12 protein-coding genes and 1 pseudogene are annotated in these 15,905 nt (G+C 71.5%); 5 read left to right on the top strand and 8 right to left on the bottom strand.

Annotated features, from left to right (window positions below; all coding sequences use genetic code 11):
* Together Q1K33_RS18555 and rpsO are read right to left on the bottom strand one after the other, a co-directional pair.
* Positions 1–1,120: pseudogene (locus Q1K33_RS18555) on the bottom strand (polyribonucleotide nucleotidyltransferase); the annotation flags it as partial.
* A 249-nt stretch (positions 1,121–1,369) separates the two neighbouring features.
* Positions 1,370–1,645: a 30S ribosomal protein S15 gene (rpsO, locus tag Q1K33_RS18560; RefSeq protein WP_300406232.1), complete on the bottom strand. Its 276-nt coding sequence runs from the start codon at positions 1,643–1,645 to the stop codon at positions 1,370–1,372.
* 355 nt (positions 1,646–2,000) lie between these two features.
* Between rpsO and Q1K33_RS18565 the strand changes: the two genes are divergently transcribed.
* Positions 2,001–4,121, top strand: a complete 2,121-nt coding sequence (locus Q1K33_RS18565) for a molybdopterin-dependent oxidoreductase (protein WP_300406233.1) — start codon at positions 2,001–2,003, stop codon at positions 4,119–4,121.
* A 61-nt stretch (positions 4,122–4,182) separates the two neighbouring features.
* Here the strand turns inward: Q1K33_RS18565 and ptsP are convergent, their stop codons facing one another.
* Positions 4,183–5,856, bottom strand: a complete 1,674-nt coding sequence (ptsP, locus tag Q1K33_RS18570; RefSeq protein WP_300406234.1) for a phosphoenolpyruvate--protein phosphotransferase — start codon at positions 5,854–5,856, stop codon at positions 4,183–4,185.
* 122 nt (positions 5,857–5,978) lie between these two features.
* Here ptsP and Q1K33_RS18575 point away from each other — a divergent pair, with 122 nt between their 5' ends.
* The 4 genes from Q1K33_RS18575 to Q1K33_RS18590 all read left to right on the top strand — a co-directional run bounded on the left by Q1K33_RS18575 (position 5,979) and on the right by Q1K33_RS18590 (position 10,152).
* Positions 5,979–6,746, top strand: coding sequence for a DeoR/GlpR family DNA-binding transcription regulator (locus Q1K33_RS18575; protein WP_300406243.1), 768 nt, complete (start codon positions 5,979–5,981; stop codon positions 6,744–6,746).
* Positions 6,743–7,735, top strand: a complete 993-nt coding sequence (locus tag Q1K33_RS18580; RefSeq protein WP_300406235.1) for a 1-phosphofructokinase — start codon at positions 6,743–6,745, stop codon at positions 7,733–7,735. Before Q1K33_RS18575 ends, Q1K33_RS18580 begins: the two co-directional genes overlap by 4 nt.
* Positions 7,732–9,822: a fructose-specific PTS transporter subunit EIIC gene (locus Q1K33_RS18585; RefSeq protein ID WP_300406236.1), complete on the top strand. Its 2,091-nt coding sequence runs from the start codon at positions 7,732–7,734 to the stop codon at positions 9,820–9,822. The genes Q1K33_RS18580 and Q1K33_RS18585 overlap by 4 nt, the downstream gene beginning before the upstream one ends.
* Before the next feature lie 69 nt (positions 9,823–9,891).
* On the top strand, positions 9,892–10,152 hold the full coding sequence (locus tag Q1K33_RS18590; RefSeq protein ID WP_300406237.1) for an HPr family phosphocarrier protein: 261 nt from the start codon (positions 9,892–9,894) through the stop codon (positions 10,150–10,152).
* Between the two features lie 107 nt (positions 10,153–10,259).
* Here the strand turns inward: Q1K33_RS18590 and Q1K33_RS18595 are convergent, their stop codons facing one another.
* The 5 genes from Q1K33_RS18595 to infB form a co-directional block, all read right to left on the bottom strand.
* Positions 10,260–11,318 carry a hypothetical protein gene (locus Q1K33_RS18595; protein ID WP_300406238.1) on the bottom strand — a complete coding sequence of 353 codons (1,059 nt, stop codon included), beginning with the start codon at positions 11,316–11,318 and terminating at the stop codon, positions 10,260–10,262.
* Positions 11,311–12,255 carry a bifunctional riboflavin kinase/FAD synthetase gene (locus Q1K33_RS18600; RefSeq protein WP_300406239.1) on the bottom strand — a complete coding sequence of 315 codons (945 nt, stop codon included), beginning with the start codon at positions 12,253–12,255 and terminating at the stop codon, positions 11,311–11,313. The genes Q1K33_RS18595 and Q1K33_RS18600 overlap by 8 nt, the downstream gene beginning before the upstream one ends.
* Before the next feature lie 44 nt (positions 12,256–12,299).
* Positions 12,300–13,172, bottom strand: a complete 873-nt coding sequence (gene truB, locus Q1K33_RS18605; protein ID WP_300406240.1) for a tRNA pseudouridine(55) synthase TruB — start codon at positions 13,170–13,172, stop codon at positions 12,300–12,302.
* Positions 13,169–13,657, bottom strand: coding sequence for a 30S ribosome-binding factor RbfA (rbfA, locus tag Q1K33_RS18610; protein WP_300406241.1), 489 nt, complete (start codon positions 13,655–13,657; stop codon positions 13,169–13,171). The genes truB and rbfA overlap by 4 nt, the downstream gene beginning before the upstream one ends.
* A gap of 175 nt (positions 13,658–13,832) precedes the next feature.
* Positions 13,833–15,905: translation initiation factor IF-2 (gene infB, locus Q1K33_RS18615; RefSeq protein WP_300406242.1), on the bottom strand; the 2,073-nt coding region annotated here is incomplete at its 5' end.

Below are 15,905 nucleotides of genomic sequence, written 5' to 3' on the forward strand. Positions count from 1 at the left end.
GGCCGACGACGTGCATAGTCAGGTCGTCTGCAAGCACCCGCGGGATCACGCCGACCTCGGCGTGCAGCGGACGGATGTCGGCCAGGCCGCGACCGTCCATGCGGATCTTGTCGCGCAGGACGCGGGTACGCATGAGGGACTTGGTCAGCGCCTTGAAGGCAGCGCCGACCTCCTTCTCGCGGCCCTCGAACGCATCGCCGAGCGACTCCAGGAGCGAGGCCTTGACCTCGTCCAGGGCGCTCTCGCGCTCCTGCTTGTCGGCGATCGCCAGCGCGGGCGTGGTGCCGGCGGTCGCGGCGGCCTCGACGGCGTCGTACACGTCGTCCTCGAAGTCGAGGAAGACCGGGAACTCCTGGACCGGCTTGGCGGCCTGCTTGGCGAGCTCGGCCTGAGCGTCGCAGAGCTGCTTGATGAAGGGCTTGGCGGCGTCGAGGCCACCGGCCACGACCTCCTCCGAGGGAGCGGTCGCGCCGTTGAGCACGAGCTCGTAGGTGTCCTCGGGCGCCTCGGCCTCGACCATCATGATCGCGACGTCACCGGAGTCGGTGACCCGACCGGCGACGACCATGTCGAAGACGGCACCCTCGAGCTGGCTGTGGGTCGGGAACGCGACCCACTGGCCCTCGATGAGAGCGACGCGCACGCCGCCCACGGGGCCGGAGAACGGCAGGCCGGAGAGCTGGGTCGACATCGAGGCCGCGTTGATCGCGAGCACGTCGTAGGGCTGGTCGGGGTCCAGCGCCATCACGGTGATGACGACCTGGACCTCGTTGCGCAGGCCCTTCTTGAAGGTCGGGCGCAGCGGACGGTCGATGAGACGGCAGGTGAGGATCGCGTCCTCACCGGGACGACCCTCGCTGCGGAAGAAGGAGCCGGGGATCTGGCCCACGGCGTACATCCGCTCCTCGACGTCGATCGTCAGGGGGAAGAAGTCGAAGTGGTCCTTGGGGTGCTTGCCCGCGGTGGTCGCCGAGAGAAGCATGGTCTCGTCGTCGAGGTAGGCGGTCACCGAACCGGCGGCCTGACGGGCGAGGAGCCCGGTCTCGAACTTGACGGTGCGGGAGCCGAACTTGCCGTTGTCGAGAACGGTCTCGACGGCGGAGATGACGGGTTCTGTCACGTTGATCTTTCTGTTCGCGGTGCGATCCGCGAGGTGCCGCGCACGTGCCCTGCATCTGCTGGGCGGGGGCCGATCTTCGATCGAGGCCCGCGCTGCGCACCGCGCAGCGAGAGCCACTACCGAGGACCGGGCCGGACGGTGGCGCGGATCGCTCCTGTGAGTGAGGTATTCAGTTGTGTGCGGTTCCGAATGTAGTGCCCACGAGAAACAGCGAAGGGACCCACCCGATGGTGAGTCCCCTCGTCGATGTCAGCGGCGCAGACCGAGACGCTCGATGATCGAGCGGTAGCGGTCGATCTCGTCCTTCTTCAGGTAGTTGAGAAGGCGCCGGCGCTGACCGACGAGCAGCAGCAGACCACGACGGCTGTGGTGGTCGTGCTTGTGCGTCTTGAGGTGCTCGGTCAGGTGGGCGATGCGGTGGCTGAGCAGCGCGATCTGCACCTCGGGCGAACCGGTGTCGCCCTCGGTCGTGGCGTACTCGGCGATGATCTTCTTCTTCGTCGCTGCGTCGGTTCCGATCGACATGGCGGCTCCTTCTTGGTTCACTCGTTGCGCGGCGCACCGGGGCCTGTTCTCCCGGGCACTCTCGATCCGCGGCCGTTGCACGGCGGGTATCGGGTGGATCTGGGTCGTGCTGTCGCCCTACGGGCAACCGCGCAAGATTAGCGCGGGTCCGGGGCGCACCCAAAACGTCGCCGTGCCTCGACCTCGCACCAACGTCGGCGTCGCGTGTGAGCTTGCGCCGCCGCTGACGGCGTCACTCGGGGCTCACCCGGCGGCACCGACCCCGAAGTCCTGCTGACCGACCGGTCCCGATCGAGACCGGCTTCGGGCGCTGCGCCCATGTCCCGCCGGGGGCGGTGCGTGCCACGATGCTCGCGTGGCCCTCACCGAGACGAAGATCGCCGTCTGCAACCTGTGCGAGGCCATCTGCGGCCTGCGCCTGACCGTCGAGGACGGCGTCGTGACGTCGGTCCGCGGCAACCCCGACGACCCGCTGTCGCGGGGCTACATCTGTCCCAAGGGCGTCTCCCTCGCCGACGTCTACACCGACCCGGACCGGCTGCGCCGTCCCGTGCGCCGGGTCGGCGCCGGCGCCGACGCCACCTGGGAGGAGCTCGAGTGGGACGAGGCCCTCGACCTGGTCGCCGAGCGCCTGGCCTCGACGATCCTCGAGCACGGCGGGGACGCGGTCGGCGCCTACCTCGGCAACCCCAACGCCCACTCCCTCGGCTTCGGCACCCACGGCGCCGGCTTCGTGCGCTCGCTGCGCACGCACAACCGGTTCAGTGCCTCGACGGTCGACCAGGTGCCTCACCAGCTCGTGGCCCACCTGATGTACGGCCACCAGCTGATGATCGCGGTGCCCGACCTCGACCGCACGGACTTCTTCCTCGTCGTCGGTGCCAACCCGATGGCCTCCAACGGCTCACTGATGACGGTGCCGGACTTCCCCCACCGGGTGCGTGAGCTGCACGATCGCGGCGGCCGGATGGTCGTGCTGGACCCGCGGCGCACCGAGACCGCCAAGGTGGCAGACGAGCACCACTTCGTCCGCCCCGGCACCGACGCCGCGGTGCTGCTGGCGATGCTGCACGTCCTCGTCGCCGAGGACCTCGCCAGCGCGCCGTCGTACGTCGACGGGCTGGACCGCCTCGCCGACCTGGTCGCCGACTTCACCCCCGAGCTCGCCGAGCGGGCCTCCGGGGTCTCCGCCGAGGCGGTGCGCTCGCTGGCCCGCGAGCTGGCCGCCGCGGACTCCGGCGTGGTCTACGGGCGGATGGGGGTGTCCACGCAGGCCTTCGGCACGGTGTGCCAGTGGGCGATCGCCTGTCTCAACCTGTTGTCGGGACACTTCGACCGGCCCGGCGGCGCGATGTTCCCCGAGCCGGCCGTCGACACCGTCGGTCGCCGCATCGTCGGGCCCGGGCGCTACGACCGGTGGCGCAGCCGGGTGCGCGAGGTCCCGGAGTTCGCCGGCGAGCTGCCCGCATCGGTGATGGCCGAGGAGATGCGCACTCCGGGCGACGGGCAGATCCGGACCCTGGTCACCTCTGCCGGCAACCCGGTGCTGTCCACGCCGGACGGCCCGGGCCTGAGCCGCGCCCTCGAGGAGCTCGACTTCATGGTCTCGGTCGACCTCTACGTCAACGAGACGACCCGGCACGCCGACGTCATCCTTCCCCCGACCTCGGCGTTGGAGCGCGACCAGTACGACCTGGTCTTCCATGGCTTCGCGGTGCGCAACACCGCCCGCTGGACGCCGGCCGTCTTCGAGGCCGGCGACGACCAGCGCCACGACTGGCAGATATTCGGGGAGCTCACGACACGGCTCAACGAGCGCCTCGGCACGCCCCTGGCCGACGAGGCCGCCGCGGCCGCGGCCACACCGCCGGCCGACCTGGTCGCCGTACTCCTGGAGTCCGGCGGACGCACCACGATGGCCGACCTCGTCGAGCACCCTGAGGGCGTCGACCTCGGAGCGCTACGACCCACGATGCCGGAGCGCCTGCAGACCCCCGAGCAGCGGATCGACCTCACGCCACCGCTGGTGACCGACGACCTGCCTCGCCTGCATGCAGCCCTGGCCGCCGCGCGACCGGCCGCCCCCGGCGACGAGCTCCTGCTCATCGGACGCCGGCACAAGCAGGACTGCAACTCCTGGTTGCACAACACCCCACGCCTGACCCGCGGCAAGCCGCGCCACCACCTGCTCATGCACCCGGACGACCTGAGCGCACGCGGGATCGCCGACGGCCAGCGGGTCACCGTGACCTCGCGGGTCGGGAGCGTCGAGGTCGAGGCCAGCGGCGTCGACGACATGATGCCGGGCGTGGTCTCGCTGCCGCACGGGTACGGCCACCAGGTGCCGGGGACCCGTCTCGGCCACGCCTCGACCGTGGCGGGCGTGTCGATCAACGACCTCACGGACCCGGAGCTGCTCGACGTGTCCGGCAACGCCGCCCTGAGTGGCGTGCCGGTGCAGGTCTGCGCCACCTGAGCCCCGGGACCCGGATCGGGCTCGACCTGCGGGTCTGAGCCTCACGGCACCACGCGCCGACTCATCCCAGCAGCGACAGCACCGCAGCTCGCGCGGACTCAGGGTCGGCGGCAGCCAGTGCCAGCTCGGCTGCCTCGCTGCACTGGTCGATGGTGGTCCCGGCGAGGGTGGCTCCGACCGGTCGCGCCGCGGCCGAGGCCATGGACAGCGACGTCACCCCCATGCCCACGAGCACGCACGCCAGCAGCGGATCAGCGGCGGCCTCGCCACAGACCCCCACCGGCTTGCCGGCCTCGCGACCGGCCGCGGCGGTGATCGCGATGAGCTGAAGGACCGCGGGCTGCCAGGCGTCGGTGAGGTGCGCGAGATCTGTCGCCATCCGGTCGGCGGCCATCGTGTACTGGGTCAGGTCATTGGTGCCGATGGAGAGGAAGTCGACCTCCTCGAGCATCCGGTGGGCGAGCAGCGCCGCGCTGGGCACCTCGACCATCACGCCGGCCTTGAGGCCGCGCGAGCGCACCTTGGCGCCGAAGTCGGCGGCCTCGGCGACGGTGGCGACCATCGGGGCCATCACCCAGGTCTCGGTCCCGGTCGTCCGTGCCGCGGAGGCGATCGCGTCGAGCTGGCGGTCCATCAGTCCCGGGTTGCCGAACGACAGCCGCAGCCCGCGCACTCCCAGCGCGGGGTTCTCCTCGCCCTGAAGAGTCGCGAAGGCAACCGGCTTGTCCGAGCCTGCGTCGAGGGTGCGCACGACGACGTGCCCGCGGTGGCCGAAGGCGCCCAGGACCTGCTCGTAGATGGCTGCCTGCTCCTCCACGCTCGGCTCGACGCTCTGGTTGAGGAAGCACAGCTCGGTGCGGAACAAGCCGACGCCCTCGACGGGTGCGGTGGCCGCGGACGTCGCGGACTCGCCGTCGGCGACGTTGGCCAGGATCTTGACCCCCACGCCGTCGGACGTGCGACCCGGTCCGGTCCAGGCGTCGTGGGCAGCCCGGGCAAGGGCCGCGGCGGCCGACCGCTGCTGCGCGTGGGCCGGGTCCGGGGCCAGCTCGACCTCGCCTCCGGTCCCGTCGACGAGCATGGGGGTGCCCGGCTCGACCTCCATCAGGTCGGCAACTCCGACGACACACGGGATGCCGAGCTGGCGCGCGATGATCGCGGTGTGGCTGGTCGGTCCTCCACGCTCCGTCACGAGCGCCAGGACGAGGGTCGGATCGAGTCCGGCGGTGTCCGCGGGAGCGAGGTCCTCCGCGACCAGCACCGACGGCCGCTCGGGGGTCGGCACGCCGGGCTCGGGCTCGCCCAGGAGTCGAGCCACCACGCGGCGTTCGATGTCGCGCAGGTCGGTGGCTCGTTCGGCCATCAGACCCCCCATCTGCGTGAAGGCCTCGGCGAACTGCTCCACGGCACCGTGAACGGAGGAGAGCAGGTCCTCGTCTGCACGCAGGTTCTTGCGCACAGCCCCGCGCAGGCCACGGTCGGTCGCGAGACCCGCGCTGGCAGCCATCACCTCTGCTGTGTGGCCCGTCGCGCGTGCCGCCTTGTCCTGGAAGCCTGCTGCCACCTGGGCGGCCGCGGAGTCGTAGGCGGCGAGCGCCTCGTCGACGCCGGCGAAGTCCCCGGTGCCGAACGAGGCGAGCGCGGAGGGCGAGACCTCGCCCCGGGCGTGCAGCGCCGGCCCGTAGCCGACGCCGGCCACCACGGCGGTGCCGCGCAGGGTGCGTCGCTGAGCCACGGACCGGGTGCCAGAGCGTTCTGTTGCTGTGTTCACGGTCACAAGATAACCGGGAAAGGCCTTGACAATCAACAGATTCGGGCATAAAACAACAGATACAAAGATTCGAAGGGGTGGACACAATGTACGCCGAAGAACGGCAGCAGGCCATGGCCCGGCTGGTCACCGATCGACGCCGGCTCTCGGTCGCCGCGCTGGCCGAGGAGTATGCGGTCACCACCGAGACCGTGCGTCGCGACCTCTCCGTCCTCGAGCGTGCTGGACTGGTACGCCGCGTCCACGGTGGCGCCGTCCCGGCCAGCGCCCTGGCGAGCGTGGAGTCGGAGCTCGACGAACGCGCCGGCACCAACATCGCGGCGAAGGAGCGCATCGCGCAGGCTGCGGTGGGTCAGCTCCCCCCCGACGGATCCACCGTGATCCTCGACGCCGGGAGCACCACGGCACGACTGGCCAGCGCGATCCCCCCGGACCTGCGCCTGAGCGTCTACACGCACGCCGTCCCGGTCGCGGCCCGTTTGACCTCGCTCCCCCGCGTCGATCTGCACCTTCTGCCCGGACGGGTGCGTCACACCACGCAGGCAGCGGTCGGCGCCGACACCGTGTCGGCGCTCGGTCTGCTGCGGGCCGACGTGGTCTTCCTGGGCACCAATGGCCTGGAGGCCGAGCACGGACTCTCGACGCCCGACTCCGACGAGGCCTCCACCAAGCGAGCCATCGTCGCCGCCGCGCGACGCGTCGTCGTACTGACCGACTCCAGCAAGATCGGCACGGCCGCGCCGGTGCGGTTCGCGCGCCTGGACGAGGTGGACTGCCTGGTCACCGACGAAGGCATCGAGGCCGAGGCCCGACGTCAGCTCGAGGCGCTCGACATCGAGGTGATCGTGGCATGACGGTGGGCCACCACGGGTGCATCGTCACCCTCACCCCCAACCCCAGCATCGATCGGACGCTCGTGCTGGGACAGCCGCTGCGCCGCGGTGCCGTGCACCGGATCGAGGCGAGCGGCTCCCAGGCCGGCGGGAAGGGCGTGAACATCTCGCGGGCCTGCCTGTCGGCGGACGTCGGCACCCTCGCGGTGCTTCCCGCGGATCCGGAGGATCCCTTCGTCCACGAGCTCACCGCCTCCGGCATCCCCAGCAGGCTCACGCCGTGCGACGGACCGGTGCGGGTCAATCTCACGATCACCGAGCCGGACGGCACGACGACCAAGCTCAACAGCCCGGGGTCCCTGGCGAGCGGAGAGGTGCTGGCGTCCTTGGCCGACACCCTGCACGCCCTGGCCGACGAGGCCGACTGGATCGTGCTCGCCGGCTCCCTGCCCCCCGGTGCCCCCCAGGCGTGGTACGCCGAGCTCGTCGGAGACCTACGAGCGCGCACCCGCGTCGCCGTGGACACCAGCGACGCCCCCCTCCTCGCCGTCGTCGAGCACCTCGACACCGCTCCCCCCCACGTGATGAAGCCCAACGGGCACGAGCTCGCGACCCTCACCGTAGGCGACGGCGACCAGCTCGAGGCGGACCCCGTCGCGGCAGCGGAGGCGGCGCGGACCCTGGTCGAGCGAGGCGTCGGTGCCGTGCTCGCCACCCTGGGGGGTCACGGCGCTGTCCTGGTCACCGGGGACGGCGCCTGGCACGCCCGACCTGCTCCCATCGAGGTGGTCAGCACCGTGGGGGCCGGCGACTCCAGCCTCTTCGGCTACCTGCTGGGAGACCTGCGCGGGCTGGCTCCGACCGAGCGCCTCGCCCTCGCGGTCGCCTACGGCACCGCGGCCGCCGGGCTCCCCGGCACCACCATCCCCGAGCCTGCGCACGTGCGACCCGACCTGGTCGACGTGCGCGAGATCGCCATGCACCACACCGCGAGGAAGAGCTACCGATGAGCACGTTGATCACCACCGACCTGGTCCGCCTCGACGCCGACCTGGGCGCCGACAAGCACAGCGTCGTGCGCAGCCTGGCCGCCGTCCTGGCCGCCGCCGGCCGCACCGGCGACGCCGAGCAGGTCGTCACCGACGCACTGGCGCGCGAGGCGAAGTCGCCCACCGGCATGAAGGGTGGCATCGCCATCCCGCACTGCCGCACGGCCGGGGTCGCCGTACCCACGCTGGTGTTCGCCCGGCTCTCACCCCCGGTCGACTTCGGCGCCAAGGACGGACCGGCCGAGCTGGTCTTCCTCATCGCCGCCCCCGAGGGTGGGGACAACACGCACCTGCAGATCCTGACCAAGCTGGCGCGGGCACTGGTGCGCAGCGAGTTCACCGACGGTCTGCGCCAGGCGGGCTCGAACGAGGAGGTGGTGGCGCTCGTCGAGGGCGCGGTGGGCGAGGCTCCCGCTGCGCCGAAGCCCGCCGAGCCCGCCCCGAGCGCGGCGTCCACTCCCCCGACCTCTGCCGCCGTACGTCGCCTGGTCGCCGTGACGGCGTGCCCGACCGGGATCGCACACACCTACATGGCCGCCGAGGCCCTCGAGGCCGCCGCATCGCGCGCCGGCGTCGACCTCCAGGTCGAGACCCAGGGTTCGGCGGGCTCCACGCCGCTGGCCCCCGCGACCATCGCGCAGGCGGACGCGGTCATCTTCGCCGTCGACGTGGGGGTCAAGGACCGAGCCCGCTTCGCCGGCAAGCCCGTGGTCTCGTCGGGCGTCAAGCGTCCGATCGACGACGCCGACACCATGATCAGCGAGGCCCTTCGCCTCGCCGACGACCCCCGGGCGCCCCGTGTCGAGGGCACCGCCGCCAGCGGCGGCGAGCAGGGCGGCAGCGAGGCCACCAGCACGATCGGAGGGACGGTGCGCCGCGTCCTGATGACCGGCGTCTCCTACATGATCCCGTTCGTGGCCGCCGGCGGGCTGCTCATCGCGCTCAGCTTCCTTCTCGGCGGCTACGAGATCGCGCTCGGCTCGACCTTCGACGGGGCGGCCGTCAACACCGCCCAGCACATCGCGGTCAACGCGTCCCTCTTCGACCTGCCGGACACCGCGGCGTACGTCATGGACGGCGCGAGCCTGCCCAACGGCGCCCTGCTCACCTACCTCGCCGCCCTGATGCTCACCCTGGGAGGCGCCGCGTTCGGCTTCCTGGTGCCGGCGCTGGCCGGCTACATCTCCTACGCGATCGCCGACCGACCCGGCATCGCTCCCGGCTTCGTGATGGGGGCGATCGCCGGCACGACCGGCTCCGGCTTCATCGGCGGCATCATCGGCGGGGTCCTGGCCGGCCTGTCGGCTCACTGGATCGCCCGTCGTCCCGTGCCCTCCTGGGCCCGGGGGCTGATGCCGGTGCTGGTGATCCCGCTCGGCGCGACCCTGGCCAGCGGCTTCGTCATGGTCGTCGTCCTGGGACGTCCCCTCGCCGAGCTCAGCGACGCCCTCACCGAGGGCCTCGGCTCGATGACGGGTGGATCGGCCATCATCCTCGGCGTGATCCTGGGGCTGATGATGGCCTTCGACATGGGCGGCCCGCTCAACAAGACCGCCTACGCCTTCGCCACCACCGGGCTCGCCGCCGTCGGCACGGTGCAGGACGCCCCGGAGCTCAAGATCATGGCGGCCGTGATGCTGGCGGGCATGGTCCCGCCGATCGCCCTCGCGCTCGCCACCGTGCTGCGGCCCCGCCTCTTCACCCGCGCCGAGCGCGAGAACGGCAAGGCCGGGTGGCTCCTCGGCGCCAGCTTCATCACCGAGGGCGCGATCCCCTTCGCAGCGGCCGACCCGCTGAGGGTGATCCCGTCGATCATGCTGGGCAGCGCCGTCACCGGCGGACTCTCCCAGGCCTTCGACGTCGGCCTCCGCGCACCTCACGGGGGCGTGTTCGTGCTCTTCGCCGTCGACGGCGTGCTCGGCTTCGTGATCGCCCTGGTCGCCGGTGTCCTCGTGGCAGCGGCGGCGGTGATCGCACTGAAGTCGTTCGCGGGCGAGAGCGCCGTCGCCGTCGACGCCACCGATGTCGACGAGCTCGTCACTGCCTGACCTGCACGTCCCGCACCACCACACCGCATGCCGCGACACGCGCGGCCGCATCAACCAAGGAGAAACCGCATGCCCACCAAGACCGTCGTCGTCGGCTCCGCCGTCGGCCTGCACGCCCGTCCTGCCTCGATCATCTCCGACGCCGCCGCCGACCTGGACTCGGAGGTGCTGATCGGGCTGCCCGGTGACGAGGCCGTCGACGCCGGGTCGTCGTTGCTGATCATGACCCTGGGTGCCGGCCACGGCGACACGGTGGAGGTCTCCGGCGATGTCGAGGCCGACGTCGAGACCATCGCGGCGCTCGTGGCCCAGGACCTCGACGCGGAGTAGCCCTGCCGAGCCCGCCGGGCACGAGCCGCTCGTGCGGTGAGGTCACCACGCGCGACCCGGGCAGGGTGGGCGACGACCGACCGGTCGCCTTCGGACACCTGCTCGACTCAGGCCGACGGTGGGTGCGACGGTCCTGGCGAGCCCGGTCCCCCCGAGGCCTCGCGCAGCGTCAGGTAGACCGCCCGCATCCCGACGGCCCGCTCGAGCTCCTCGGTCACCGAGGCGAAGAACTGGCTGCGGTAGGTGTCGTCGGTGACCGCCGACACCGTGAAGTACAGACCCGAGAAGGCGGCGAGGAAGAGCGAGACCTTCAGCAGCTCGACCGAGGCGTTCGGCAGGAAGGGCAGGGTGTCGACCCCGGGCTGGGCCGTCCACGACTCCTGCACCCCCTCGGTCATCACGAGCGCGCCGAAGACCAGGAAGAAGCCGAAGACGGCCACCGCCAGCAGCACCACCTGTCCGACCTGCACCACGAGCAGCACGAGGATGAGGTTCCAGCGGTCGTAGCCGCGCACGGTCGCCCGCGACGACGGGGTGGCGCCGGCGTCGATCAGTGCCCTCGCCGGGGCGGCCAGCGGGGTGTCCTTGGTGGCGCGCAGGATGAACGGCGCGTCCACGGCGTCGTCGACCCGGTCGACCTCCTCGGGCAGGCGGACGATGAGGAACATCACGGCCAGGGAGAGCAGGAGCAGGACGGTCAGCCAGAGCAGGCCGGGGGCCAGCGCGGAGGTCATCTGCCAGACCTCGGCGTTGATGAACAGGAACGTCACGAACACCAGCAGCAGTGGCAGCGCCCTGCTCGCCATCGGCACGAGCAGCTTGAGGCTGCCGAAGGTCCGCCCCAGTGCCCACAGCACGATCCCACGGGCGTGGAGTGCGGTGAACGCGTAGGAGAGCGCGCCGATCCCCACGGACGAGGCGATGATGGCGGGGATGGAGGACTCCTGGTCCAGCAGCACCGCGCCGTACCCGGCGGCCCCGGCGACGACGAGGATCACCACGGCCGTGGGCAGCATCCGGCGGGGAGTCAGACCTTCGCGCACGGACGCGCGCACCGAGGGCACGAAGTAGGTCAGGCCGTGGCTCAGGAACCAGCGCTCGGCCTGCCTGACCGGGTCGGGCGCCGGGTCCGGCCCGGGCGGCTTGCGAGTCGGCAGGCTAGCCACCGACGAGTCCGCGGGTGCGCTCGACGTCGTCGGCCATCTGGGCCTTCAGCGCGTCGAGAGCATCGGCCCCGGCAAAGGCGACCATGCCGCGCAGCCGTTCGACGAACTCGACCTCGATCTCGACGCCGTACAGGTCGAGATCGGTGCGGTCGAGGACGTAGGACTCCACGCGCCTGCCCTGCACGCCCTCGAAGGTGGGGTTGGTGCCGACGCTGATCGCCGCCGGGAAGGTCTCGCCGGTGTCGAGACGTCGCAGCCGACCGGCGTACACGCCGTCGGCGGGGGCAGCCGTGAGGGCGTCGGTCGGCACGTTGGCCGTCGGGTACCCCAGCTCGCGACCACGTCGGTCACCGCGCACGACCACCCCCTGCACCGTGACCGGGCGCCCCAGGGCCTCCGCGGCGCCGGCGACGTCACCGGCGGCCAGGCACGTGCGGATGTAGGTCGAGGACCAGACCTGGGGCCCGCCGTCGAGCTCCACCCCGTCGGCCTGGAAACCTGACGAGGGGCCTGCCTCGCGGAGGAAGGCGACGTCTCCTGCGGCCTTGCTCCCGAAGCGGAAGTTGGCGCCGACGACCACCGCCCGTGCATGCAGTGCCTCGACGAGCACTCGGTCGACGAAGTCCTGGGGCGACCACTGCGCCATCGCGAGGTCGAAGGGGAGCGCCAGGACGTGGTCGACGCCGACCGCGCCCAACAGCACGGCTCGCTCCTCGAGTCCGGTGAGCATCGACGGGGCGTGCTCCGGACGCAGCACGGCCATCGGGTGCGGGTCGAACGTGACAGCGACCAGTGGTACGTCGAGCCGGTCGGCGGCGGCGCGGGCCCGCGATATGACGGCCCGGTGTCCGCGGTGGACGCCGTCGAAGTTGCCGATCGTCACCGCACTCGCCTGCAGGCTGGGCGGCACGTCGTCGAAGCTGCGCCAGATCGTCACGCGCAGAGCCTAAACCGCGGCGGGGCTGCGCTCGGCAGCGGCGCTCATCCGACGAAGACCGCGACCGCGCGGGCGCGATCGCCCTGCGGCTCATAGAGAGCCAGGAACTCCCCGGACGGGTCGAACAGGGCGGTGAGGCCGGGGATCTCGACGCTCAGCTTGCGGCCCAGCCGGACGTCGGCGGCGTCCGCCTCGTCGAGGTCGACGCACGCGAAGGTCGCGCGGGCCGCCTCGGCGATGGGTAGCACGGCGAAGCCCTCGGCGAGCACGTCCAGGCTTCGCGCGACGGTCAGGTCGAAGGCGCCGACCGCCGTACGACGCAGCGCCGTGAGGTGTCCGCCGACGCCGAGGGCCTGGCCGGCGTCGCGCGCGATCGCGCGGATGTAGGTGCCGCTGGAGCACCGCACCGAGATGTGGACGTCGGGCAGGACGACCTCGTGGACGGTGAGGTCGTGGATGGTCACCGGACGCGCCTTGAGCTCGACCTGTTCGCCGTCACGGACCCGGGCGTAGGCGCGCTTGCCGTCGACCTTGATCGCCGAGACTGCTGTCGGCACCTGCTCGATGTCCCCGACGAACGCCTCCAGGGCTGCCCGCACGCTCTCCTCGGTCAGCTCGGCGACGGCGGCGACGTCCGCCGTCGCGACGACCTCGCCCTCCGCGTCGTCGGTCGTCGTGGCCTCACCGAGGCGGATCGTGGCGTCGTAGGCCTTCTCGGTCAGCATCAGGTGCCCGAGCAACCGCGTGGCGCGGTCGACGCCGAGCACCAGGACGCCGGTGGCCATCGGGTCCAGGGTCCCGGCATGGCCTACCTTGCGCGTCCCCGCCAGGCGACGTACCCGGGAGACGACGTCGTGCGACGTCATCCCGCCCGGCTTGTCGACCACCACGAGGCCGGGGGTGACAGCCTTGCTCACGCCTCTGCGTCGTCCTCGTCGGCGTCGTCGCTGTCGTCGCTTTCGTCAGCTTCGTCGTCTTCCTCGAGGATCTCGCGCGGCTTCTTGTACGGGTCGGCCTCGCCGGCGTACGTCGTGCCACGCTGGGCCGCGACGGCGTCGTCGTGGGCCTTGGCCCGGGCAAGCACCTCGTCGAGCGCGCGTGCCTCGTCGGGCAGCGCGTCGTGGATGAAGGTCAACGTCGGCGCCGTGCGCGTGCCGAGCTGCTTGGCGACCTCGGAGCGCAGGATGCCCTTGGCCGACTCGAGCGCGACCGCGGTGCCCTTCATCTCGTCCTCGCCGCCGAGCACGGTGTAGAAGATGCTCGCCTGCTGACCGTCGCCGGTGAGCCGGACGTCGGTGATGGTGACGAACCCGAGACGCGGGTCCTTGATGCGCCGCTCGAGCATCTCGGCCACGATCACCTGGATGCGGTCGGCGAGCTTGCGAACACGGGGGTTGGCCATGGGACTACTTTCTCAGATCTGACGATGGCGACCCGGTAGGGCTGCGTCAGCCCGCCGAACCGCGAGCGCAGCGAGCCTCGGTTCGGCGGAGCAGGGGAACGGCGAGCCAAGCGTGCACCCGCCCTCCGAGGGCGATGCACCCCGCGGCGGCGCCGCGGGGTGCATCGGGGGGCGATCAGGCCCTCGGGATCTCGCGCATCTCGAAGGCCTCGATCACGTCGCCCTCCTTGATGTCACCGAAGTTGCGCAGCACCAGACCGCACTCGAAGCCCTCGCGGACCTCGGAGGCGTCGTCCTTCTCCCGCTTGAGCGAGAGCAGGTCGAGGTTGTCCGCCACGACCGCGCTGTCGCGCAGGACGCGGACCTTGGCGTTGCGTCGGATCGACCCGCTGGTGACCATGCACCCGGCGATGTTGCCGACCTTGGAGCTGCGGAAGATCGCACGGATCTCCGCCTGGCCCAGGGTCGACTCCTCGAACTCCGGCTTGAGCATGCCCTTGAGGGCTGCCTCGATCTCGTCGATGGCCTGGTAGATGACGGTGTAGTACCGGATCTCCACGCCTTCCTTGTCGGCCATCTCGGTCGCCCGGCCCTGGGGCCGGACGTTGAAGCCGATGATGATCGCGTCGGAGGCTGCGGCCAGGTCGACGTTGGTCTCGGTGATCGCACCGACACCGCGGTCGATGACGCGGATGCCCACGTCGTCGCCCACGCTGATCTGCGACAGTGCGTCCTCGAGAGCCTCGACCGAACCGGACACGTCGCCCTTGAGGATGAGGTTGAGCTCCTGGCTCTCGCCCTTCTCCATGGAGGCCATGAAGTCCTCGAGCGTACGACGCACCCGGCGCTTGGCCTGCATGGCCGCCCGCTCGCGTGCTTCACGCTTCTCGGCGATCTGGCGGGCCATCCGGTCGTCGTCGACGACGAGGAAGTTCTGACCCGCACCGGGGACGGCGCTGAGACCGAGGACCATCGCGGGCCGACCGGGGTCGGCCTCGAGGATCTCGTCACCGTGCTCGTCGAGCATCGCTCGCACACGGCCGTAGGCCGGACCGGCGACGATCGAGTCTCCGACGCGCAGCGTGCCGCGCTGGACCAGGATCGTGGCGACCGGACCGCGTCCACGGTCGAGGTGCGCCTCGACCACGAGGCCCTGGGCGTCCTGAGTCGGGTTGGCGCGCAGGTCGAGCGAGGCGTCCGCGGTCAGGACGAGCGCCTCGAGCAGCTTGTCGAGGTTGAGCCCGGCCTTGGCCGAGACCTCGACGAACATCGCGTCGCCGCCGTACTCCTCGGGCACCAGGCCGTACTCGGTGAGCTGACCCTTGACCTTGGTCGGGTCGGCCTCGGGCTTGTCCATCTTGTTGATGGCCACCACGATCGGGACGTTGGCCGCCTTGGCGTGGTTGAGCGCCTCGACCGTCTGCGGCATGACGCCGTCGTCGGCCGCGACCACCAGCACCGCGATGTCGGTCGCCTGGGCACCACGGGCACGCATGGCCGTGAAGGCCTCGTGGCCGGGGGTGTCGATGAAGGTGATCCGACGCTCGTCGCCGTCGACATCGGTGGCGACCTGGTAGGCACCGATGTGCTGGGTGATGCCACCGGCCTCCTTGTCCACGACGTTGGCGTTGCGCAGCGCGTCGAGGAGCTTGGTCTTTCCGTGGTCGACGTGACCCATGACGGTGACGACCGGGGGCCGCACCACCAGGTCGGACTCGTCGCCCTCGTCGGCACCGAACTCGATGTCGAAGCCCTCAAGCAGCTCGCGGTCCTCGTCCTCGGGAGAGACGACCTCGACCTTGTAGTTGAGCTCCTCACCGAGCAGCTCGAGCGTCGCGTCGTTGACCGACTCGGTAGCGGTGACCATCTCGCCGAGGTGGAAGAGCATCTGCACGAGCGAAGCCGGCTCGACGCCGATCTTGTCGGCGAAGTCGGTCAGCGAGGCGCCACGCGCCAGGCGAACCGTCTCGCCGTCGCCCTTGCGGACGCGCATCCCGCCGATCGTCGGGGCCTCCATGGCCTCGAACTCCTGGCGACGTGCCCGCTTCGACTTGCGGCCGCGACGCGACGGACCACCGGGACGCCCGAAGGCTCCCTGGGTCTGGCCGCGCTGACCGGGACGGTTGGGACGGCCGCCGCTGGGGAACCCACCGGGACGACCGGGAGCGCCGCCACCGGGACGGCCGCCGGGGCCGCCGCGACCGGGTGCTCCGCCGGGGCCGCCGCGACCGGGCGCGCCACCGGGGCC

The organism is Nocardioides sp., from assembly GCF_029937575.1.
Taxonomy (GTDB): Bacteria; Actinomycetota; Actinomycetes; order Propionibacteriales; family Nocardioidaceae; genus Nocardioides.